The sequence below is a fragment of the Streptomyces sp. NPDC007896 genome, assembly GCF_042959425.1.
In the GTDB taxonomy this organism is placed as follows: Bacteria; Actinomycetota; Actinomycetes; order Streptomycetales; family Streptomycetaceae; genus Streptomyces.
In genome coordinates, this window is record NZ_JBIBKX010000010.1 from 39,861 (window position 1) to 60,599 (window position 20,739).

The following is a 20,739-nucleotide window of genomic DNA, read 5'->3' on the forward strand; positions in this document are numbered from 1 at the left end:
CACCGGTCTGAACCAATGAGCGAAAAATCCGCGCCAACTCGTTATTTCCGCAGGCCACACGGGGTTCACGCGCCGTTGACGCGCCGAGACCGCCGCTGATAGACACACACATCAATCCCGCCGGCGTCCCCCGATCACCCTGATCCAGTAGGTCAACCAGCCATCCCTGTGCGAGCGATGACGCGAGGTCACCGACCCATGAACAGACACGATCAGCCCAACAGAGGACGTCTGCGCCCCCGGCTCCTCGCCGCCGCAGCCGCCGCCGCGCTCACCCTCTCCGCCGGTCTCGCGACCCCGCTCAACCCGGCCCCGCAACAGGCCCAGGCCAAGGGGAGCCAGCAGGCCAAGGAGAGCAAGAAGGTCCTCACCGTCGCGGTCGCGCAGAGCGTCGACTCGCTGAGCCCCTTCCTGGCCTCGCGCCTGCTCAGTACGAGCATCCACCGGCTCATGTACGAGTACCTGACCAACTACGACCCCGCCGACAACCACACCGTCCCGGGCCTGGCCACCAAGTGGGAGCCGTCCGCCGACAAGCTCACCTGGACCTACACGATCCGCTCGAACTCCAAGTGGTCGGACGGTCAGCAGGCCACCGCCGCGGACGCGGCGTGGACGTTCAACAAGATGATGACGGACCAGGGCGCGGCCACCGCCAACGGAAGTTTCGTCACCAACTTCAGGAAGGTCACCGCCCCGAGCCCCACCCAGCTCGTCATCGAGCTGAAGAAGCCGCAGGCCACGATGGGCGCGCTCGATGTGCCGATCGTCCCCCAGCACATCTGGGAGAAGGTCAAGGACTTCTCGAAGTTCAACAACGACCAGAGCTTCCCGATCGTCGGCAACGGGCCGTTCGTCCTGACCGACTACAAGGCCGACAGCTATGTGCGGCTGAGGCCGAACAAGACCTTCTGGCGCGGCGCCCCCAAGTTCGACGAGCTGGTCTTCAAGTACTTCAAGGACCAGGACGCCGCGGTGGCCGCCCTGCGCAAGGGCGAGGTCTCCTTCGTCGCGGGCTCCCCCGCGCTGACCCCCGCCCAGGCGGCGTCCCTCAAGGGCGAGCCGAACATCAAGGTCAACGATGCTCCGGGCCGTCGCTTCTACGCCCTCGCCACCAACCCCGGCGCCCAGTCCAAGGACGGCAAGCACTTCGGTGACGGCGCCGAGTCGCTGCTGAACGAGAAGGTGCGCCAGGCGCTCTTCATGGCGATCGACCGGAAGACCCTCATCGACAAGGTTTTCCAGGGCCATGCCGTCGAGGGCGAGGGATACATCCCGCCGCGCTTCTCCACGTACCACTGGAAGCCGTCGGCGAGCCAGGAGCTCGCGTACGACCCGGCCAAGGCGGCCCAGCTCCTCGACGCGGCGGGCTACAAGAAGAACGCCGACGGCAAGCGCGTCGAGAAGAACGGCAAGCCGATCGATTACCGGATCCTCTGTCACGCCACCGACCCGAACGACAAGGCGGTCGGACAGTACGTGAAGGAGTGGTTCGGCAAGCTGGGCATCGGCGTCACCCTCAACTGCCTCGACAACGTGACCGACCCCTGGCTGGCCGGCAAGTACGACCTGGCCTTCGACGGCTGGTCCGTCAACCCGGACCCCGACTTCGTGCTGTCCATCCACACCTGCGGGGCGCTGCCCGCCACCTCCAAGGACACGGGAGCGACGGACAACTTCATCTGCGACAAGAAGTACGACGAGCTGTACGACCAGCAGCTCGCCGAGTACGACACCGCCAAGCGGGCGGACATCGTCAAGCAGATGGAGTCGCGGCTCTACGAGACCGGGTACATGAACGTCATGGCGTACCCGAACGCGGTCGAGGCCTACCGCACCGACCAGATCAAGTCGATCGAGACGATGCCCAAGGCCGCTGGCAACATCTACGGCCAGGACGGTTACTGGAGCTGGTGGTCGGCGGTTCCGGCCGACGCCTCCGGTGCGTCCTCCGACGGTTCGAGCTCGACGGGCGTCATCATCGGCATCGTCGCGGGCGTCGTCGTCCTCGCGGGCGTCGGGGCGTTCTTCGCGATGCGACGTCGCGCCACGGCCGAGGACCGCGAGTAGACCTCCCCTGCCACCCGTCCCCCGTCTCCCGTCTCCCGACCCCCACGGGCACCCCATGAACGTACGAGCGAATGAGTAGTTCATGACCGCTGAGGCAACACCCTCGCTGGTCGAGGCGACCGACGGTCCGGCCCTGGCCGGGCCGTCGGTCCGCGGGCCACGGGCGCGCACCACCACCGCGTATCTACGGTACGTGGCGGGCAAGTTGGGCGGCGCGGCCGTCTCGCTGCTGGCCGTCCTCGTCACCAGCTTCTTCCTCTTCCGTCTCATCCCCGGCGATCCGGTGAAGTACATGACGGGCGGCCGTCAGGTATCCGCCGAGCAACTCGCCCACTACCGGACGGAGTTCGGACTCGATCTGCCGCTGTGGCAGCAGTTCACCGACTACTGCGGCAAGGCCCTCACCGGCGACCTGGGCACCTCGTACCAGTTCCGGGCCCCCGTCATCGACAAGATCTCCGAAGCGCTGCCGAACACCCTCCTGCTCACCGGCACGGCGTTCGTGCTCTACACCGCGCTCGGCATCTTCATCGGCACCCGCTCCGCCTGGCGCAACGGCGGCACGAGCGACCGCCTCAACACCGGTCTGGCCCTGACGCTGTACTCGATCCCGTCCTTCTGGCTCGGTCTGCTGCTCATCATCGTCTTCTCGGTGGGCATGGGCCCGATCCCGGGCCTGTTCCCGACCGGCGGCATGGAGTCGGGGGGCAAGGAGGGCTTCGCCTACGTCCTCGATGTCGCCCACCATCTGATCCTGCCGGTGGTGACGCTGGTCGCCGTCGAGTACGGGCAGACCCTGCTGGTCACCCGCTCGGCGCTGCTCGACGAGATGGGCAGCGACTATCTGACGACGGCGCGCGCGAAGGGGCTGCGGGACGATCTCGTCCGCCGTCGGCATGCCGTTCCGAACGCGCTGCTGCCGACCGTCACCCTCATCTTCATCAACCTCGGCCGGACGGTCGCGGGAGTGATCCTCGTCGAGACCGTCTTCTCCTGGCCGGGCCTGGGCGGGCTCTTCTACCAGGCGCTGAGCGTGCCCGATCTGCCGCTGGTCCAGGGGCTGTTCTTCGTCTTCGCCTCGGCGGTGATCGTGATGAACACCCTGGCCGATCTGATCTATCCGCTGCTGGACCCACGGGTGGGCCGATGACCACGACCGAGTCGGACGGGCCGATGACGACCGAAGCAACCCCGCAGGTGGCCACAGTCGGCCCGCGCACCCTCGCCTGGCAGCGCCGCCGCCACTCCGCCGCCCGCTTCTGGCGGCAGTACCGCACCCACCGGGCGGGCGTCTTCGGACTGGCCGCCCTCTCCCTCTTCGCGCTGATCGCCCTGACCGCGCCGCTGACCGTCGGCTCCGACGTGCAGAGCGTGACCGACGCGCCGGGCGGCCCGATGGAGAGCCCCAGTGCCCGATTCCCGCTCGGCACCGACCAGTTCGGGCGCAATCTGCTCGGGCTCGTGGTGTGGGGCGCCCGGGTCTCGCTGCTCGTCGGGCTGCTCGCCGCCGTGCTCTCCGTCGCGATCGGCGCGCTCATCGGCATCACCGCGGGCCACTTCCGCGGCTGGTACGCGACCGTGATCATGCGGATCACGGACTGGTTCCTGGTGATGCCGACGCTGGTGCTCGCGATCGCGCTGATGACCGTGATGTCGCGCTCGATCGGCACGATCATCCTGGCGATCGGCGTCACCACCTGGCCGACGACGGCCCGGCTGGTGCGGGCGCAGACCCTCGCCGTGGAGTCGCGGCCCTACATCGAGCGGGCGAAGGCGCTCGGCGGCGGGCACTGGCACATCATGTCCCGGCACGTGCTGCCCAATGTGATGCCGCTGGTGCTGGCGCAGACCACCCTGATCATCTCCTCCGCGATCCTCGCCGAGGCGACCCTCGCCTTCCTCGGCCTCGGCGATCCGACGGTCGTGTCCTGGGGCGGGCTGCTCCAGGACGCGCGGGAGGCGGGCGCGGTCAGCGCGGGCAAGTGGTGGTACCTGGTGCCGCCGGGGGTCGCGATCGCGGTGGTGGCGCTGGCGTTCACGCTGTGCGGACGCGCGGTCGAGTCGGTCCTCAACCCCAAGCTGGGGGTGACCCGATGAGCGCTCCGGCGAAGCGGCGTCTGCTGGAGGTCAGAAACCTCGAGGTGACGTACGCGGGCGGGGCGGCCGCGGTACGCGGCGTGGACCTCTCCCTCGACGCGGGCCAGAAGCTCGGTATCGCGGGCGAGTCCGGCTGCGGCAAGTCCACGCTGGCGCTCGCACTGCTGCGACTGCTGCCCACGGGTACCCGTACGAGCGGGGAGATCCTGCTCGACGGCGAGGACGTGCTGACGATGAAGTGGGGCCGGGTACGGGCGGTCCGCTGGGCGGGCGCCTCGATCGTCTTCCAGGGCGCGATGCACTCCCTCAACCCCGTGCACCGCGTCGGCGACCAGATCGCCGAGCCGATCCTGCTCCACAAGAAGGCGACCCCGGCGGGCGCGAAGAAGAAGACCGGCGAGCTGCTGGAGCACGTGGGTCTGCCCGCCGCCCGAGCGAACGCCTACCCGCACGAGCTGTCCGGCGGGCAGCGCCAACGCGTCATGATCGCCATGGCGCTGGCCTGCGACCCCCGGCTCGTCATCGCCGACGAACCGACCACGGCCCTGGACGTGATGATCCAGGCCCAGATCCTGCGTCTGATCGAACAGCTCGTCGCCGAGCAGGAGTTGGGCCTGATCATGATCAGCCACGACCTGGCTGTGCTCGCCGACACCTGCGACCGGCTCGCGGTGATGTACGCGGGCCGTGTCGTCGAGGAGGGCCCGGCCCGGCAGGTGTACGAGGCGGCCCGGCACCCGTACGGCAAGGCGCTGTCGGCGGCGTTCCCGCGCATCGGCGACGCCGCCTCGCGGTTCGCGCCGCGCGGACTGCCGGGCGATCCACCGGACCCGTCGGCGCTGCCGTCCGGTTGTACGTTCCATCCCCGGTGTGCGGTGGCGCTGGACAGCTGTGCGAGCGAGGATCAGGCACTGCGGGAGGCGGGTGCGGGGCGCTGGGCCGCCTGTGTGCACGCCGGCGCGACCGTCCCCGAGCCGGGCATCCCGGCCGAAGAAGCCAGGAGCAGCGCCCCATGACCACCACCCCTGTGCCCCCGGCGGGCGCGGCTCCTCTGCTCCGGGCCGAGGGCCTGCACATCGCCTTCCCCGGACGTCACGGCGCCGCCCGCGCACGTGCCGTGGACGGGGTCGACCTCGACATCCGCCCCGGCGAGATCGTCGCCCTGGTCGGCGAGTCGGGCTGCGGCAAGACGACGCTGGCCCGCTCCCTGCTCGGTCTGGTCCCGCCGACGGACGGCCTCGTCACCTTCGACGGAAGGCCGCTCGACTACTCCGCACGCGCCCTCAAGGCCTACCGCAAGCGCGTCCAGCTGGTCCTGCAGGATCCCAGCGGCTCGCTCAACCCCCGGCACACGGTGTACGACGCGGTGGCCGAGGGACTGCGCATCCACAGGTACGGCGGCGACGAGCGGGCGGCGGTCGCCGAAGCCCTCTCCCGGGCCGGTCTGCGCCCGCCGGAGCGCTTCTTCCTGCGCTACCCGCACGAGCTGTCCGGCGGTCAGCGCCAGCGCGTCGTCATCGCGGGCGCGCTGGTACTGGAGCCCGAACTCATCGTCGCCGACGAGCCGGTGGCCTCCCTCGACGCGTCGGTACGCGGCGAGATCCTCGCCCTGCTCCTGCGGCTGCGCACCGAACTCGGCCTGTCCGCCCTGGTGGTGACGCACGACCTGGGGCTGGCGTGGAACATCGCCGACCGGGTCGCGGTGATGTACCTGGGCCGGATCGTGGAGACGGGCGAGGTGGAGAAGGTCCTGACCGCGCCCCGGCATCCCTACACCCAGGCCCTGTTGTCCGTCCTCCCGGAGGCCCCGGGCGCCCCGGTGGTCCTCACCGGCGAACCCCCGGACCCCTCCCGCATCCCCGCCGGCTGCCGCTTCCACGCACGCTGCCAGATCCTGGCGAGCGGAGAGGCCGAACGGGCGGGCGTCGCGGACGCGTGCCGGGGCGAGGACCCGGAGGTACTGAACGGCAGCGGCGAGGCACAGGTGGCATGCCACTGGGCACGGCTCGGTACGTGAAGCAGAGGGCGTGGGGCTGGGAACTCAGTACGTGAAGCAGAGGACGTGCGGCTGGGAACTCAGTACGTGAAGCAGAGGACGTACAGCTGGGCACTCCGTACGTGAAAAGGGGCGCCCGGTGCCTTCGAAAGCACCGGCGCCCCTGCCGCGTACGACGGAGTCACTCCCCCTCGTACGCCTCGATCAGCTCGCGCGAGCGCTTCACATCGTCCGCGATGGCTTCCAGCAGCGCCTCGATGGAGTCGAACTTGGCCATGCCGCGGACGTAGGCGAGGAAGTCGACGGCGACGTGCAGGCCGTACAGATCGAGGCCGACGCGGTCGATGGCGTACGCCTCCACCGTGCGCTCGGTGCCGTCGAACTGCGGGTTCGTGCCGACGGAGATCGCGGCGGGCATCGCCTCGCCCCCGACGTGCAGCCAGCCGGCGTAGACGCCGTCGGCGGGGATCGCGGTGTGCGGGAGGGTCTCGACGTTGGCGGTGGGGAAGCCGAGCTCGCGGCCGCGCTGGGCGCCGCGGACGACGATCCCCTCGACGCGGTGCGGGCGGCCCAGGATCTCGCGCGCGCCCTCGACATCGCCCTCGGCGACCAGCCGCCGGGTCAGGGTCGAGGAGAAGGGCTCGCCGCCCCCGGCGGAACCGCTCACGTACAGCTCCACCACCTCGACGTCGAAGTCGTACGTCTTGCCCTGCTCGCGCAGGAAGTCGACATTGCCGGCGGCCTTGTGGCCGAAACGGAAGTTCGGGCCCTCGACGACGGCCTTGGCGTGCAGCTTGTCGACGAGGACCTTCACCACGAAGTCGGCGGGCGACAGCTTCGAGAACTCGGTGGTGAAGGGGAGGATGAGCAGCGCGTCCACACCCAGCTCGGCGCACAGCTCGGCGCGGCGGTGGTGCGGGGCGAGCAGCGGGGGGTGGCTGCCGGGGCGCACGACCTCGCTGGGGTGCGGGTCGAAGGTCACCATGACGGAGGGAACGCCCAGCTCACGGGCGCGGTCCACGGCATGCTTGATGATCAGCTGGTGTCCGCGGTGCACCCCGTCGTAGGAACCGATGGTGACGACGCTGCGCCCCCAGTCCTCGGGGATGTCCTCCAAGCCACGCCAGCGCTGCACTGTGACCGCTCCTTGTCGAACCCGTGTCCGTCATTGCCTCATTCGCAGCTCTAAGGGTGCCATGCCGAGTGCGCTCGGTTCGCATCGGCATCGGGGTGTGACGCATCGCGCACGGTTCAGGCCGGAACCCGTACCCCGGCGAGGTTCTCGATCATGCGGCGGGTGCTCGGGCCGACCACCACGGCCCACTCGTCGGGGGAGCCGGTCAGCCAGCGTGCCACCAGGGTCGCGAAGCCGGGGACCTGATGGGCCAGCTCGACCAGACCGCGGTCGAATCCGGTGGCTCCGGCCGGGGTGCGGACGAGGAGCAGGCCCGTGCGGTGCACCAGCTCACGGGTGGGTTCCTCGCCCCGGCGGGCCGCGCCGTCCGCGGCGGCCCGCAGCAGGGTGTCGAGGACGGCCGGGTCCTGCTCGTGCGCGAGCAGCAGGTCCAGCAGCTCGCGCCGCAACGGGTCGCAGTCCTGGCTGCCCGGCGCCGCCAGGACGGCCGCGAGGGCCGCCCGCACCGGAGCCGGGCAGCCGACCAGCAGACCGGTGACCAGCGGGAAGAGGACGGATCGTGCCGCGGATCCGTGTTCGAGGCGCCGGTCGACGTAGGCGGCGACGTGCGCGGCGGCCTCGGGGCACAGCTCCACCACTTCCCTGACCAGCACGCCCACACGGCGGGCGAGCGCGGGCGTGGTGACGTCGGCGAGCGTGCGCAGCGCCTCCGAGGTGTCCGCGCCCGGCTGTCGCAGCCGGACCCGAAAGGCTTCGAGCACCGGGTCGGGATGCGTGTTCAGGGCGGCGACCAGCGCGCCGGCGGGCAGCCGCGGATCGCCTGCGGCGAAGCGCTCCAGCGCCTGCGGCAGGTACCGGGCCCGCGTCCACGGGTCCCGTACGAGCAGGCCGAGGGCGCCACCGTGCAGCGTGCAGTCGGCGGGGCTGGCGAGCAGGGTCAGCGCCGCGTAGCGCAGCAGCTCGCGGTCGGCCTCGGTGCGCACATGCGGCGCGGCGCGCAGCCCGTACGCCATCGCCGCCACCCGCCGGGCCGGGCGCTCGTCGTGCGCCCACCGGTCCACCGCCCGGCACACGGCGGAGGGCTCCTCCTCGGCGAGCACGGCCAGCAGCTCGTCCCCGCGCCGGTGGGCGCGGTCGACCAGGGCCTCGGCGAGGTCGTCCAGGGCGCGCCGCCGGTGCGCGTACAGCAGGGCCTGCGCGGCGGTCGCCACGGTCGCGTGGGGTGTCGCGGGCAACGGCCGGTCGTCGTCGAACCAGGGAATGAGGTGGGGCTGTACGGCCGTGGGGTCGGCGGCGAGGAGTCGGGCGACGGCGTCCAGGTAGCGCGGGGCCTCCGGGGGACGGCGGCGGTGGGCGCCTGCGACGGTGCGGGACCCCTCGGCCGGGCTCGCCTGACGCGGCGCCCCGTCCACGACGACCAGGCGCCTGAGCAGATCGAACCGCTCCGCCTCCGGCAGCGGCAGCGCCTCCCAGAAGGAGGGCCCGAACTCCGCCGGCACACCCCGGCCTTCGGTCCGCCAGGCCACGATCCGCTCGACGAGCAGCCCCAGCACCCGGGTGTACGGGGTCGCGTCGGGCACGCGCACCAGGACGTCGGCGAGGAGGTGGGTGGCCCACCAGATGCCGTCCCCGGTCGGGGCACCGTCGCCGATCGCCGTGCCGTCCGCGGTCTGGGCGGACTCCTCCGCCAGCAGGTCGTCGACGGCCTCGACGAGGTCTTCGAGGCGGCGGCCCAGAGCACCGGCGCCCTGATGCCGGGCCAACAGGAGGAGGGCCTGCACGACGGGGCCGATGCGGTGGCGCGGGACGGGCACGGAACGGCTCTGGGCGGATGGGTGTGCGGGCGTCCACTGGGCCGGTACCCGCTCGGTACGCCAGGCTTCGCGGCACCGGTGGACCAGGGCGTGCAGAGCCGGGTCCACATCCAGGTGAGTGCCCTGGATCCAGTCGGCGAGCTCCTCGTGGGCGAACCGGTAGCCGCTCCCGGCGGGGACCAGGAGGCCCTCGGTGAGGACGGTGGAGGCCCAGCCGGTGATACGTCCCGGGGCGGGACCCCAGGGGAAGACGGCCTCGAAGGACGCGCGGTCCAGCCGGCCCTGACCGGGCCCCAGGCAGCGCCGCGCGGCCTCGTGCACCCGGCCGGAGACCCGGGCGGCGAGCCTTCGTACGGCCGTGCCGCGCAGCCCGTTCGCGGCGGCGAGCCGGACCGCGACGCGCAGGCACATCAGGTCCAGATGCGCGGCGAAGACCTCGTCCCGGTCGAGTGGCCGGGTCGGCGCGTCAGGCAGCGCGGCGCATACCTCCGCCAGCAGCCGCAGCGTCAGCGGATGCCGCGCGTCGGCGGCCACCAGCGCGCCCTCGGGGATCCCGGCCCGCGCGCGGACCCGCCGCGCCTCCTCCTCGGTCAGCCCGCCCAGCGGGACGCAGGGCGGAAGCGACGGCTCCGGGTCGGTACCGGCCCGGTGCAGCGACTCCGCCGGGAACTGGACCCCCGCCTGCTCCCAGTACTCGACGCGGCAGGCGACGACGAGCCGCGCCCCGCTCGCCCGCAGCCACTCGGCCGTTGCCGCGGTCCACTCGGGCAACCGGTGGGCGAGGTCGGGCGGCATCTCCTCCGGTCCGTCGAGGAGGAGCAGCAGGGGCCGTCCGGCGGCCCGTGCCAGCCGGGCCAGCCGGTCGGGACCGATGTCGCCGAGCTCTCCGTCGTACCCGCCGGGCGGCAGCACCCCCGCCTCCCGGCGCGCCCCCACCTCCGGGGCCGCCACGATCCGCCCCGCCCGCTCCAGCGCCCGGGTGGCCGCGTCGGCGACGGAGGTGTCCGTGGCGAGAAGGTCGGCGCCGCGCAGCCAGAGCGTGGGGGCCGCCGCGGCGCCGCGGGTGCGGCGGGCGGCGAGCGCCGCGAGTTCCGTCGTACGGCCGCTGCCGGGTGGGCCGACGAGTCCGAGGACGGCGGCCGGGCCGCTCTCGAAGGACGCGAACTCCCGTACCACGGCGGCCCGTTCCACGGTGGCGGGCGCTGCGCCGCCGGTGCCCGGCGAGGTCGCGGCCCCAGGGCCGTCCGAGCCCACCGAGGTCGCCGTGAGTTCGAGTACGCCTGCCGGATTGAGATCGGCCCCGTACGCGGGGACGGTGGTGGCGTTGCGGTCGAGGAGTTCGGTGAGCGGACCCGTGACGCCGGGAGTGCGCAGGAGGACCGCGAAACCCGCCGCCCGGTGCTCGGTGTGCAGCGCGGTGCCGAGCACCCCGATCACCGCCCCGGTCGAGGCGTCGATGACCGGTCCCCCGGCCGCCCCGCCGCCCAGCCGGAGCGCGTCCGCGCCGGCCGTGCCGATCGCCAACTCCAGTGCCTCGTCGAGGCGATGGAAGCGATCGGTCGCCGCGTACGTCACGGTGGTGCTGCCCAGCACCCGGGCCTCGCGCCAGCCGCCCGCGGGGATCCTGACATACGTGCCGGTCTCGACCCTCTCGCGCACGGTGACGGGGAGCGGGTCGAGGCCGAGGCCCTCGGTGCGTACGAGCGCCAGATCGGTTTCGGGGAGCGGGGTCACGGCATCCGCGGTCACCACACAGCTACGGTCGCCGGGGGCGTGCAGCACGAGGCGGGCCAGACCGTCGACGGCCTCGTGGCTGGTGATCACCGTGCCGTGGTGGTCGGCGACGAAACCCACGCCGCGCGGACGTCCGGCCAGGTCGCAGACGCGCACCAGGGTCTCGTCCCGCGCGCGGCGGGCGTCGTCCGGTGTCTGCTCGTTCCCGGCCCGCGGGCCCCGTCCCGCCATGCTCGAACCTCCCCGCCGTGCTCCTTGCTTCCGACGGTAGGCGCCAAATGATCAGCGGGACAGATCACGCGAGAAACGCGCCCCCTTCCGCTCCCTCGGTTCACTCCGAGCGCCTGCCCGAAGGGGTGAATAGGGCAGAGCGGATGGATACACCCTTGGGTGGGGGAACCGAGGGGGGACCGTGGAGCGGCGGGCACGAAACCCCGTGACCGCCGCTCCACGGGCAGGTGCCCGAGCACGAACAGGCGTCGGCCTCAGCCGAACACGGCGAGGCTCTTCGCCTTGCCCTTCTGTTCCTCCACCAGCGCGAGGAACTGGCCCTCGGCGTCGAACACGGCCACCGCGCCGACCCCCGCGTACTCCTCGGGGATCTCCAGGCGTACGCCGTTGAGCAGCAGCCGGGCCCGCTTGGTGTCCACGTCCCAGCGCGGGAACGCGGCCGCGGCGGCCTCGGCGATCGGCATCACGGTCAGCTCCTCCTGGAGCTGGTCGAGGGTGCGCGCGGAGTCGAGCTTGTACGGGCCGACGCGGGTGCGGCGCAGGGCGGTGAGGTGACCGCCGACGCCCAGGTCCGCGCCCAGGTCCCGGGCGAGCGCCCGGATGTACGTCCCGGACGAGCAGACCACGGAGACGACCAGGTCGAGCACCGGCGTGCCGTCCTCGGCCACGGCGTCCCGGATGTCGTACACCGCGAACGAGGAGACCGTCACCGGGCGGGCCGGGATCTCGAAGTCCTCGCCCTCGCGTGCCCGCTTGTACGAGCGCACGCCGTCGATCTTGATGGCGCTGACCTTGGACGGCACCTGCATGATCCGGCCGGTGAGCTTGGCGATCCCGGCGTCGATGGCCTCCCGGGTCACCCGAGAGGCGTCGGTGGACGAGGTGATGTCGCCCTCGGCGTCGTCCGTCAGCGTGTCCTGGCCGAGCCGGATCGTCCCCAGGTACTCCTTCTCGGTCAGCGCGAGGTGCCCGAGGAGCTTGGTCGCCTTCTCGACGCCGAGGACGAGCACGCCCGTCGCCATGGGGTCGAGGGTGCCGGCATGTCCGACGCGGCGGGTCCTGGCGATCCCGCGCATCTTGGCGACCACGTCGTGCGAAGTGAAGCCCGACGGCTTGTCGACGATGACAAGCCCGTCGGGCGTCTTGGTCTTCTGCGTCATTCCGCGGCGTCGCCGTCCGTCTCGTCGTCCTCGCCCGGCTTCTTGTACGGGTCCGCGTCACCGGCGAAGGTGGCACCGGCCGAGACCTCGCGCACCTTCGCGTCCGAGGCCCGTGCCTTGTCGAGCAGGTCCTCGATCGTCTTGGCGGTGTCCGGCAGGGCGTCCGCGACGAAGGTCAGCGTCGGCGTGAACTTCACGCCCGCCGCCGCGCCGACCGCCGAGCGGAGCACGCCCTTGGCGCTCTCCAGGCCCGCGGCCGCGGCCGCGCGCTCCTCGTCGTCCCCGTAGACCGTGTAGAAGACGGTCGCCTCCCGGAGGTCCCCGGTGACCCGGGTGTCCGTGATGGTGACATGGGTGCCGAGCCGCGGGTCCTTGATCCCACGCTGCAGCTTCTGGGCCACCACCTCTCGGATGAGGTCCGCCAGCCTCTTGGCACGCGCGTTGTCGGCCACTGGTCCGTCTCCTTCTTCGCCTTGCTTGTTCCGTCAGTCTTCGTCTGTATGAAGTCTGCGCCGTACCGACAGCAGCTCCACCTCCGGTCGCGCCGCGACGAACCGCTCGCACCGGTCCAGTACGTCGGTGAGGTGCTCGGTGTCTCCGGAGACCACCGCCAGGCCGATCTCGGCCCTGCGATGAAGGTCCTGGTTGCCCGTCTCCGCCACGCTCACCGCGTACTTCCGCTGGAGTTCAGCGACGATCGGCCGGACGAGAGAGCGTTTCTCCTTGAGCGAGTGCACATCGCCGAGGAGCAGATCGAAGGACAGCGTCCCCACATACATGTGTAACCGGATGTCCCGCCGGTACGGGGTAGATGGCCTGCCAATGCGCTTGGCAGGGACATCAGAACCGTACAACGAACCCCTGGCTCGCTCGACGGAGTTTCCGCCCCCGCACCGGCGGGGGCCGTTCACACAGTTCCCCGCGTCCCTGAGAGGGGCGCGGGGAACTGCGCGATCTTCCAAACGGCAAGCTGGCCGACGGTGACTTCTCACCGTCGGCCAGCTCAAGCCACTGCGTTACGACCGCGGCTTCTCGCGCATCTCGTACGTCGCGATGACGTCGTCGACCTTGATGTCGTTGAAGTTTCCGAGGTTGATACCGCCCTCGAAGCCTTCGCGGATCTCGGTGACGTCGTCCTTGAAGCGACGCAGCCCGGAGATGTTGAGGTTCTCCGCGATGACCTTGCCGTCGCGGACGAGTCGCGCCTTGGTGTTGCGCTTGACCTCGCCCGAGCGGACCAGGACACCGGCGATGTTGCCCAGCTTGGACGACTTGAAGACCTCGCGGATCTCCGCCGTGCCGAGCTCGACCTCCTCGTACTCCGGCTTGAGCATGCCCTTGAGGGCCGCCTCGATCTCCTCGATGGCCTGGTAGATCACCGAGTAGTACCGGACGTCGACGCCCTCGCGCTCCGCCATCTGCGCCGCGCGGCCCGCGGCGCGGACGTTGAAGCCGATGACGATGGCGTCGGAGCCGGTCGCCAGGTTGATGTCCGACTCGGTGACCGCACCCACACCGCGGTGCAGGACACGGATGTCGACCTCGTCGCCGACGTCGAGCTGGAGCAGCGAGGACTCGAGAGCCTCCACCGAACCGGACGCGTCGCCCTTGATGATGAGGTTGAGTTCCTGCACCAGACCGGCCTTGAGGGCCTCGTCCAGGTTCTCCAGGGAGAACCGGACACCCCGGCGGGCGAAGTTGGCGTTGCGCTCACGCGCCGCGCGCTTCTCGGCGATCTGACGGGCAGTGCGGTCCTCGTCGACAACCAGGAAGTTGTCGCCGGCGCCTGGGACGTTGGTGAGACCCAGGACCAGGACGGGGGTCGACGGACCCGCTTCCTCGACGTTGTTGCCGTTGTCGTCGAGCATCGCCCGGACACGGCCGTACGCGTCGCCGACCACCATCGTGTCGCCGATGCGCAGCGTGCCGCGCTGGACCAGGACCGTCGAGACGGCACCACGGCCGCGGTCGAGGTGGGACTCGATCGCGATGCCCTGCGCGTCCTGCTCCGGGTTGGCCCGCAGGTCGAGCGAGGCGTCCGCGGTCAGGACCACGGCCTCCAGCAGCTGGTCGATGTTCAGACCCTGCTTGGCGGAGATGTCGACGAACATCGTGTCGCCGCCGTACTCCTCGGCCACCAGACCGAACTCGGTGAGCTGACCGCGCACCTTGACCGGGTCCGCGCCCTCGACGTCGATCTTGTTGACCGCGACCACGATCGGCACGTCGGCCGCCTTGGCGTGGTTCAGCGCCTCGATCGTCTGGGGCATCACACCGTCGTTGGCCGCCACCACGAGGATCGCGATGTCGGTCGACTTGGCACCACGGGCACGCATGGCGGTGAACGCCTCGTGACCCGGGGTGTCGATGAAGGTGATGCGACGCTCTTCTTCGTTGACCTCGGTCGTGACCTGGTACGCACCGATGTGCTGCGTGATACCGCCGGCCTCGCCCGCGACGACGTTCGTCTTGCGGATGGTGTCGAGCAGTCGGGTCTTACCGTGGTCGACGTGACCCATGACGGTCACGACCGGCGGACGCGCGACGAGGAACTCCTCGCCACCCTCGTCCTCGCCGAACTCGATGTCGAAGGACTCGAGCAGCTCGCGGTCCTCCTCCTCGGGGCTGACGATCTCGAGGACGAAGTTCATCTCGTCCGCGAGGAGCTTCAGCGTCTCGTCGGAGACGGACTGCGTGGCAGTGACCATCTCGCCGAGGTTCATCATCACGCCGACGAGCGACGCCGGGTTGGCGCCGATCTTCTCCGCGAAGTCGGTGAGGGACGCACCGCGCGACAGGCGGACGGACTGTCCGTTGCCGCGAGGCAGCATCACGCCGCCGACCGACGGGGCCTGCATGGCCTCGTACTCCTGGCGCCTCTGCCGCTTCGACTTGCGACCACGACGCGCCGGACCGCCGGGACGGCCGAACGCACCCTGCGTGCCACCACGGCCACCGGGACCACCCGGACGACCGCCGAAGCCGGGACGGCCACCGCCGCCACCGCCGGGACCACCGGGACGACCGGCGAAACCGCCGCCGCCACCGCCGGGACCAGCCGGACGACCTGCGAAGCCGCCACCGCCGCCACCGGGACGACCGGCGAAGCCGCCGCCGCCCGGACGACCGCCGCCGCCACCGGGACCACCGGGACGACCGCCGCCGCCACCGGGACCGCGGCCACCGGGGCCACCACCGGGACGGGGAGTGCCCGCAGCGGGACGCTGCGGCATCATGCCGGGGTTGGGACGGTTACCGGCGGGGCCACCGCCGGGACGCGGAGCGCCGCCCTGCGGACGAGGCATGCCGCCCGGAGTCGGACGGGCACCGCCCGGACCGCCCTGCGGACGCGGAGCGCCGCCGGGACCGCCCTGGGGACGGGGACCACGGTCCTGACCCGCGCCCTGCGGACGCGGAGCGCCGCCGGGACGGTCGCCACCGGGACGCGGGGCACCGCCCGGACGGGGCGCCTGCGGGCGCGCCATGCCGGTGGAGCCACCAGAGGTGAACGGGTTGTTGCCCGGACGCGGGCCGGCCGGACGAGCACCGGGACGCGGGGCCTGGCCGCCGGGACGCGGGGCGCCCTGACGGTCGCCGCGCTCGGGACGGTCGCCGCGACCCTGACCACCCTGGCCGGGACCACCGGCCGGACGGGCACCGCCGGGACGCGGAGCCTGGCCACTGGGACGCGGGGCGCCCGGACGGGGACCTGCGGCGGGAGCCGCGGGAGCCGACGGGGGCGCGGTGAACTCGGCCGCGACCGGAGCCGGAGCCGCCGGAGCGGGCTTCGGGGCCGGCTTGGGACCCGGGGTCGGGCGCGGGCCCGCAGCAGCCGGGGTGACCGGAGCCGCCGGAGCTGCCGGAGTGACCGGAGCAGCGGCCGGGCGCTCGGCCACGGCCGGCTTCGGGGCCGGCGGGCGCGGGGCGGCCGGACGGGCAGCCTGCGCCGGAGAGGGGGCACCCGGCTTCGCCGGGGCAGCCTTACGAGCGGGGGCGGGCTTGCCGCCGCCGCTGCCCTGCTGGAGGGCGTCAGTCAGTTTGCGTACAACGGGCGCCTCGATCGTCGAGGACGCCGAACGGACGAATTCACCGAGCTCTTGGAGCTTGGCCATGACGACCTTGCTCTCAACCCCGAACTCCTTGGCGAGTTCGTATACCCGGACCTTAGCCACTTCGCTCCTTTTAGGTCCGGGTTGCGTCCGGACCGTCGCTACTTCATGGGCGTACTCATCGCGTGCTCATCGAGTGCTCATCGCAATCTCGACCTACTTCCAACTCGCGGGGTACCAGGGCCGCACGGGGGTTCCGTACGACGCTCCTTACGGTGTTGCCTGCTCGACACAGAGGCGCAACGCCGCTGTGTCGAGCGGTCCCGGGGCACGCAGCGCCCGTGGGAACGCCCGGCGGCGTACCGCCAGGTCGAAACAGACCAGGGCGGGGTGCACATATGCGCCCCGGCCGGGCAGCGTACCGCGATGATCGGGGACACATTCACCCTCGACCGCCACGATCCGCAGCAGATCAGTCTTGGCCGCTCGCTCCCGGCACCCCACACAGGTGCGTTCAGGGCATGCGCGGGCTCGCGTCCGGCCAGACACTCTTAAGTCTACCTCCCCGCACCGACCTCACCCCTTTGGGGCAAGAATCGAACGGTTGTTGTCGTGATCTAAGCCACTTGCGGCTCAGAACTATTCCCGGTGCTGGTCCGCGCCGCGCCGAGCGGTCTCGTCGGACGGCTGCTCGGTGTCCGGCCGGATGTCGATGCGCCAGCCGGTGAGGCGGGCCGCGAGGCGGGCGTTCTGGCCCTCCTTGCCGATCGCCAGCGACAGCTGGTAGTCCGGGACGGTCACGCGCGCGGAGCGGGCCGCGAGGTCCACGACCTCGACCTTGGAGACACGGGCCGGGGAGAGCGCGTTCGCCACCATCTCGGCCGGGTCGTCCGACCAGTCGACGATGTCGATCTTCTCGCCGTTCAGCTCGGCCATCACGTTGCGCACCCGGCCGCCCATGGGACCGATACAGGCGCCCTTGGCGTTCAGACCCGAACGGGTGGACCGGACGGCGATCTTCGTACGGTGACCGGCCTCGCGTGCGATCGCGGAGATCTCGACGGAACCGTCGGCGATCTCCGGAACCTCCAGCGCGAAGAGCTTCTTCACCAGATTGGGGTGCGTACGCGACAGGGTGACGGACGGACCGCGCACGCCCTTCGCCACCCGTACGACGTACGAGCGCAGCCGCAGCCCGTGCTGATACGTCTCTCCCGGGACCTGCTCCTGCACCGGCAGGATGGCCTCCAGCTTGCCGATGTCGACGAGCACGTTCTTGGGGTCGCGCCCCTGCTGGACGACGCCCGTGACGATGTCGCCCTCACGCCCGGCGTACTCACCGAGCGTCGCGTCGTCCTCGGCGTCCCGCAGGCGCTGCAGGATGACCTGCTTGGCGGTGGTCGCGGCGATCCGGCCGAACCCCGACGGGGTGTCGTCGAACTCGCGTACCTCCTGCCCCTCCTCCAGGTCCTCGGGGTCCTCCTTCGCCCACACGGTCACATGGCCGGTCTCCCGGTCGAGCTTGACGCGCGCGTGGCGGCGGCTTCCCTCGGTGCGGTGGTAGGCGATGAGGAGGGCCGACTCGATCGCCTCGACCAGCAGGTCGAAGGAGATCTCCTTCTCCCGTACCAAGCCCCGCAGGGCACTCATGTCGATGTCCACGGCTACGCCTCCTCTGCGTTCTCTTCGTTCTTGTTCTTACGGTTGAACTCGACCTGGACGCGGGCCTTGACGATGTCCTGGAAGGCGAGCCGCTTGGCGGTGGGCTTGCGCCCCTTCACGCCCGGCACCTCGACATCGACTCCCTCGTCGTCCACGTCGAGGATTCTCGCGACCAACTCGTCGCCGTCCCCCAGCTGGAACTTCACCAGGCGGTCCGTGGCGCGTACGTAGTGACGGTGCTCCTTGAGCTCGCGCTCGGCACCGGGGGTTCCGACCTCGAGGGTGTACTCGCCCTCGCCCATCGCGTCCGTCTCGTCGAGCTTCGCCGAGAGCGCGCGGCTCACATCGGCGATCGCGTCCAGATCGGCACCTTCGTCCGAATCGACGACAACACGCAGCACACGCTTGCGTCCGACCGAGTCCACTTCGACCTCTTCGAGGTCGAGGCCCTGAGAGCTGACGAGCGGTTCCAGCAGTACTCGCAGCCTCTCGCTCTGGGTGGTGCTCATCCGGGTGACTCCTCGGCCGCGTGTGCTGTTGTGGGTTGGTCGTGTGTCTGCTCAAAGGGTATCCGGTCGCAGAGGGTGTTGCCGTCCACCGTCCCCCGCCCCCCGGGGGCCGAGTGGCGGTGGCGAGCCCCTGGGTGGTGATCGGGTGGGGCACGGGTACCGTGATCACGGGCGTGCCGCCCTCCCTTTCGTACCAGCCTTCCGAGGACGTCTGCCGTGCCGTTCACCCTGCCGCCGCGCTCCCCCTCGGGGCCGCGCCGAAGGAGCCTGCTCGCCTCCGCCGCGGGCACCTTCGTGCTCGTGGGCTGTTCCGCCCCCGAGTCGTCCACCGACACCACGGTCGAGACCCCCTCGGCCGCGGACCGCGCACGCGCGCGTGCGGCCCGCGACAGCGAGACGCTCGCGGCACGCTACGCCGCCGTGATCACCGCCCATCCCCCACTGGCGGCCCGGCTGAAGCCACTGCGGGCGGAGGTCGTACGGCACGCGCAGGCGTTCGGGGGCAGCGGAACCGCCGGCAGCCGGCCCTCCGCCTCCGGCTCGCCCTCGGCTTCCGCCTCGGCGCACCCCAGCCCCTCCCCCACCGTGCCCGTCCAGGAGAAGGACGCCCTCGCCGACCTCGCGACCGCCGAGCGCGCCTTGGCCGACCAGCGGACGAAGGCCCTGCTGACGGTCCCGGGCGAGCTGGCCAGGCTGCTCGCCTCGGTGGCCGCAGCCGGAGCCGCACACGCGTTCCTGCTGACGGAGGGTGCCAAGTGAGCACGACCGAGGACACGAAAAGCACCAAGGCCGCCGAGCTCGGCGCGTTGCAGGCCGCGCTCGCCGCCGAGCACGCCGCCGTCTACGGGTACGGAGTCGTCGGCGGCAGGACCGACGAGGCACGCCGGGGGGAGGCCCGGTCGGCGTACGACGCCCATCGGGCGCGGCGCGACGAACTCGCGCGCGCCGTACGCGACCTGGGCGGCAGGCCGGAGGTCTCGGCGGCGGCGTACGCGCTGCCGTTCGCCGTGAAGGACTCAGCCGCGGCCGTACAGCTCGCGGCCGACCTGGAGGAACGCGTGGCCGGGGTGTACTCCGACCTCGTACGCGCCTCCTCGGGCGATCGGCGGCGCTCGGCCGCCGAGGCGCTGCGGGAGGCGGCGGTGCGGGCGGTGCGCTGGCGCGGCGAGAGCGTAGCCTTCCCTGGTCTCGCCGAGCGGGCGGCCCCCTCGGCCACCCCTGCCGCGGCGACGCCGTCGCCCTCGTGACGCGCCCCTGACGGCCTGGCCGAGACGACCTGGACGACTTGGACGACCTGGACCAGCTGGAAAGGAACACCTCGCGCAATGGACTCGCGCATGGCCTTCGAACCGCCGCGCCGCCTGGTACGGGCACTCGGCGAGACGCAGCGGAGCGGGTCCAACGGCTCCGGCGGGTCCAACGGGACGGGCGAGTGGCTGGACAAGCTGCCCGTGCTGGCGCAACAGGCGGTCGATCTACGCGAGTTGACCGTGGAGCGGGTGCAGGCGCCCGGCGGCCGCAGCAGCCTCGTCCTGCTCGTCCGGCAGGCCGACGGGACGCCCGCCGTACTGAAGCTGGCGCCGCCGCGGGCCCGTCCGGAGAGCGAGCGGGCCGCGCTCGCCCACTGGGACGGACGGGGCGCCGTGCAGCTTCTCAACCCCGCCGACGCGCAGGGCGACATCCACGGCGTACTGCTGTTGGAGCGCCTGCGTCCCGATCTGTCCGTGCGTTCGCTGCCGGAGGCGAAGGCCCTGCTGGAGGCGGCCGGGACGCTGCGGCGGCTGTGGGTCGAACCGCCCGCCACCCATGTCTTCGAGACCGTCGCCGAGCGGACCGGGCGGCAGGCCGAGGCGATGCGGGCGGCGGCGAGCGGCGACTCCGAGGTCGCGCCCCTGGTCGACGCGGCGCTCGCGGCCCGCGAGGAACTCCTCGCCGGGCCGCCCGAGGAGCGGTTGCTGCACGGCACCTTCCGGCAGAGCAAGGTGCTCGCCGGTGAGCGCATGCCCTGGCTGGCCGTGGGCCCGGACCCGGTGGTCGGCGAGTGCGCCTTCGACCTGGCCCGGCTGGTCCGGGACCGGGTGGAGGACCTGATCGCGTCCCCTTCGGGGTCGTCGATCACGCGGCGCCGGGTGAAGCGGCTCGCCGAGTCCCTGGAGGTGGACCAGGAGCGGCTGCGGGGCTGGACGTTGTTCCGGGCGGTCGAGTCCGGCGTACGGGCGGGGCGGGTCGGGCGTCCGCAGGACGCGGAGCTGTTGCTGGAGTTCGCGGGCTGGCTCTGACCG

General features: G+C 71.7%; 17 protein-coding genes. 8 read left to right on the top strand and 9 right to left on the bottom strand.

What is annotated here, in order from left to right; genetic code table 11:
- The first annotated feature begins 198 nt into the window (after positions 1-198).
- The 5 genes from ACFZDJ_RS29825 (at position 199) to ACFZDJ_RS29845 (ending at position 6,184) form a co-directional block, all read left to right on the top strand.
- Positions 199-2,070: an ABC transporter substrate-binding protein gene (locus ACFZDJ_RS29825; RefSeq protein ID WP_391063458.1), complete on the top strand. Its 1,872-nt coding sequence runs from the start codon at positions 199-201 to the stop codon at positions 2,068-2,070.
- An 82-nt stretch (positions 2,071-2,152) separates the two neighbouring features.
- A complete protein-coding gene (locus ACFZDJ_RS29830; RefSeq protein ID WP_390933495.1) occupies positions 2,153-3,220 on the top strand; it encodes an ABC transporter permease subunit in 1,068 nt (355 codons plus the stop codon).
- A gap of 23 nt (positions 3,221-3,243) precedes the next feature.
- Positions 3,244-4,167 carry an ABC transporter permease subunit gene (locus ACFZDJ_RS29835; RefSeq protein WP_390933712.1) on the top strand — a complete coding sequence of 308 codons (924 nt, stop codon included), beginning with the start codon at positions 3,244-3,246 and terminating at the stop codon, positions 4,165-4,167.
- Positions 4,164-5,183: an oligopeptide/dipeptide ABC transporter ATP-binding protein gene (locus ACFZDJ_RS29840; RefSeq protein WP_391063462.1), complete on the top strand. Its 1,020-nt coding sequence runs from the start codon at positions 4,164-4,166 to the stop codon at positions 5,181-5,183. The genes ACFZDJ_RS29835 and ACFZDJ_RS29840 overlap by 4 nt, the downstream gene beginning before the upstream one ends.
- The gene (locus tag ACFZDJ_RS29845; RefSeq protein WP_391063465.1) at positions 5,180-6,184 is read left to right on the top strand and encodes an oligopeptide/dipeptide ABC transporter ATP-binding protein; all 1,005 of its coding nucleotides are present in this window, start codon (positions 5,180-5,182) and stop codon (positions 6,182-6,184) included. Before ACFZDJ_RS29840 ends, ACFZDJ_RS29845 begins: the two co-directional genes overlap by 4 nt.
- Positions 6,185-6,344: 160 nt before the next feature.
- Here ACFZDJ_RS29845 and ACFZDJ_RS29850 read toward each other — a convergent pair whose 3' ends face one another.
- The 9 genes from ACFZDJ_RS29850 to rimP form a co-directional block, all read right to left on the bottom strand.
- Positions 6,345-7,298 (bottom strand): bifunctional riboflavin kinase/FAD synthetase, encoded by a 954-nt coding sequence (locus ACFZDJ_RS29850; protein ID WP_168496204.1) that lies wholly within the window; start codon positions 7,296-7,298, stop codon positions 6,345-6,347.
- Between the two features lie 116 nt (positions 7,299-7,414).
- On the bottom strand, positions 7,415-11,077 hold the full coding sequence (locus ACFZDJ_RS29855) for a trypsin-like peptidase domain-containing protein (protein ID WP_391063467.1): 3,663 nt from the start codon (positions 11,075-11,077) through the stop codon (positions 7,415-7,417).
- A gap of 254 nt (positions 11,078-11,331) precedes the next feature.
- A complete protein-coding gene (truB, locus tag ACFZDJ_RS29860; RefSeq protein ID WP_168496202.1) occupies positions 11,332-12,237 on the bottom strand; it encodes a tRNA pseudouridine(55) synthase TruB in 906 nt (301 codons plus the stop codon).
- Positions 12,234-12,689, bottom strand: coding sequence for a 30S ribosome-binding factor RbfA (rbfA, locus tag ACFZDJ_RS29865; protein WP_054232827.1), 456 nt, complete (start codon positions 12,687-12,689; stop codon positions 12,234-12,236). The genes truB and rbfA overlap by 4 nt, the downstream gene beginning before the upstream one ends.
- Before the next feature lie 33 nt (positions 12,690-12,722).
- Positions 12,723-13,016 carry a DUF503 domain-containing protein gene (locus ACFZDJ_RS29870; RefSeq protein WP_143609353.1) on the bottom strand — a complete coding sequence of 98 codons (294 nt, stop codon included), beginning with the start codon at positions 13,014-13,016 and terminating at the stop codon, positions 12,723-12,725.
- Positions 13,017-13,253: 237 nt separating this feature from the next.
- Positions 13,254-16,409: a translation initiation factor IF-2 gene (gene infB, locus ACFZDJ_RS29875; protein WP_384912146.1), complete on the bottom strand. Its 3,156-nt coding sequence runs from the start codon at positions 16,407-16,409 to the stop codon at positions 13,254-13,256.
- 147 nt (positions 16,410-16,556) lie between these two features.
- Positions 16,557-16,835: a YlxR family protein gene (locus ACFZDJ_RS29880; protein ID WP_101400982.1), complete on the bottom strand. Its 279-nt coding sequence runs from the start codon at positions 16,833-16,835 to the stop codon at positions 16,557-16,559.
- 90 nt (positions 16,836-16,925) lie between these two features.
- A complete protein-coding gene (gene nusA, locus ACFZDJ_RS29885; protein ID WP_101400981.1) occupies positions 16,926-17,948 on the bottom strand; it encodes a transcription termination factor NusA in 1,023 nt (340 codons plus the stop codon).
- A gap of 2 nt (positions 17,949-17,950) precedes the next feature.
- On the bottom strand, positions 17,951-18,457 hold the full coding sequence (gene rimP, locus ACFZDJ_RS29890) for a ribosome maturation factor RimP (protein WP_384912140.1): 507 nt from the start codon (positions 18,455-18,457) through the stop codon (positions 17,951-17,953).
- Between the two features lie 216 nt (positions 18,458-18,673).
- Here rimP and ACFZDJ_RS29895 point away from each other — a divergent pair, with 216 nt between their 5' ends.
- The 3 genes from ACFZDJ_RS29895 to ACFZDJ_RS29905 all read left to right on the top strand — a co-directional run bounded on the left by ACFZDJ_RS29895 (position 18,674) and on the right by ACFZDJ_RS29905 (position 20,736).
- The gene (locus ACFZDJ_RS29895) at positions 18,674-19,216 is read left to right on the top strand and encodes a hypothetical protein (RefSeq protein ID WP_390933501.1); all 543 of its coding nucleotides are present in this window, start codon (positions 18,674-18,676) and stop codon (positions 19,214-19,216) included.
- Positions 19,213-19,704, top strand: a complete 492-nt coding sequence (locus ACFZDJ_RS29900) for a DUF4439 domain-containing protein (RefSeq protein WP_391063472.1) — start codon at positions 19,213-19,215, stop codon at positions 19,702-19,704. The genes ACFZDJ_RS29895 and ACFZDJ_RS29900 overlap by 4 nt, the downstream gene beginning before the upstream one ends.
- 90 nt (positions 19,705-19,794) lie before the next feature.
- Positions 19,795-20,736 (top strand): aminoglycoside phosphotransferase family protein, encoded by a 942-nt coding sequence (locus ACFZDJ_RS29905; protein WP_391063856.1) that lies wholly within the window; start codon positions 19,795-19,797, stop codon positions 20,734-20,736.
- Positions 20,737-20,739 lie beyond the last annotated feature (3 nt).

Coding starts and splice junctions, on each gene's coding strand:
- ACFZDJ_RS29825 (WP_391063458.1), top strand. CDS start 199: ATGAACAGACACGATCAGCCCAACAGAGGACGTCTGCGCCCCCGGCTC.
- ACFZDJ_RS29830 (WP_390933495.1), top strand. CDS start 2,153: ATGACCGCTGAGGCAACACCCTCGCTGGTCGAGGCGACCGACGGTCCG.
- ACFZDJ_RS29835 (WP_390933712.1), top strand. CDS start 3,244: ATGACGACCGAAGCAACCCCGCAGGTGGCCACAGTCGGCCCGCGCACC.
- ACFZDJ_RS29840 (WP_391063462.1), top strand. CDS start 4,164: ATGAGCGCTCCGGCGAAGCGGCGTCTGCTGGAGGTCAGAAACCTCGAG.
- ACFZDJ_RS29845 (WP_391063465.1), top strand. CDS start 5,180: ATGACCACCACCCCTGTGCCCCCGGCGGGCGCGGCTCCTCTGCTCCGG.
- ACFZDJ_RS29855 (WP_391063467.1), bottom strand. CDS start 11,077: ATGGCGGGACGGGGCCCGCGGGCCGGGAACGAGCAGACACCGGACGAC.
- truB (WP_168496202.1), bottom strand. CDS start 12,237: ATGACGCAGAAGACCAAGACGCCCGACGGGCTTGTCATCGTCGACAAG.
- ACFZDJ_RS29870 (WP_143609353.1), bottom strand. CDS start 13,016: ATGTATGTGGGGACGCTGTCCTTCGATCTGCTCCTCGGCGATGTGCAC.
- rimP (WP_384912140.1), bottom strand. CDS start 18,457: ATGAGCACCACCCAGAGCGAGAGGCTGCGAGTACTGCTGGAACCGCTC.
- ACFZDJ_RS29905 (WP_391063856.1), top strand. CDS start 19,795: ATGGCCTTCGAACCGCCGCGCCGCCTGGTACGGGCACTCGGCGAGACG.